Source organism: Tardiphaga robiniae (genome assembly GCF_013359755.1).
Taxonomy (GTDB): Bacteria; Pseudomonadota; Alphaproteobacteria; order Rhizobiales; family Xanthobacteraceae; genus Tardiphaga; species Tardiphaga robiniae.
This window is the reverse complement of record NZ_JABMCJ010000036.1, coordinates 1-687: the sequence shown is the minus strand read 5'-3', so window position 1 is coordinate 687 and position 687 is coordinate 1. Positions and strand designations below refer to the sequence as shown.

Sequence of the window (687 nt, the reverse complement as noted above, 5' to 3'; positions counted from 1 at the left end):
CCGTTCACTTCCCGAATAACCCGGATATTTTTGATCTGACCGAAGCGCAGCAGCTGACTGCTGAAGAGCAGGTCGAAAAATGGGTGGATGGCAGGAAAAAAATACTGTGGGACAGCAAAAAGCGACGCAATGAGGCACTCGACTGCTTCGTTTATGCGCTGGCGGCGCTGCGCATCAGTATTTCCCGCTGGCAGCTGGATCTCAGTGCGCTGCTGGCGAGCCTGCAGGAAGAGGATGGTGCAGCAACCAACAAGAAAACACTGGCAGATTACGCCCGTGCCTTATCCGGAGAGGATGAATGACGCGACAGGAAGAACTTGCCGCTGCCCGTGCGGCACTGCATGACCTGATGACAGGTAAACGGGTGGCAACAGTACAGAAAGACGGACGAAGGGTGGAGTTTACGGCCACTTCCGTGTCTGACCTGAAAAAATATATTGCAGAGCTGGAAGTGCAGACCGGCATGACACAGCGACGCAGGGGACCTGCAGGATTTTATGTATGAAAACGCCCACCATTCCCACCCTTCTGGGGCCGGACGGCATGACATCGCTGCGCGAATATGCCGGTTATCACGGCGGTGGCAGCGGATTTGGAGGGCAGTTGCGGTCGTGGAACCCACCGAGTGAAAGTGTGGATGCAGCCCTGTTGCCCAACTTTACCCGTGGCAATGCCCGCGCAGACGAT

Annotated in this window: 3 protein-coding genes; all 3 read left to right on the top strand. The window is 56.0% G+C overall.

What is annotated here, in order from left to right; genetic code table 11:
* Positions 1–302, top strand: a 302-nt coding sequence (locus HP556_RS00190) for a terminase gpA endonuclease subunit (RefSeq protein WP_175365475.1), incomplete at its 5' end; no start/stop codon positions are given.
* Positions 299–505: a phage head-tail joining protein gene (locus tag HP556_RS00185; RefSeq protein WP_000198149.1), complete on the top strand. Its 207-nt coding sequence runs from the start codon at positions 299–301 to the stop codon at positions 503–505. The genes HP556_RS00190 and HP556_RS00185, both read left to right, overlap by 4 nt.
* A partial coding sequence (locus HP556_RS00180) for a hypothetical protein (RefSeq protein WP_478134408.1) occupies positions 502–687 on the top strand: 186 nt, incomplete at its 3' end. The genes HP556_RS00185 and HP556_RS00180, both read left to right, overlap by 4 nt.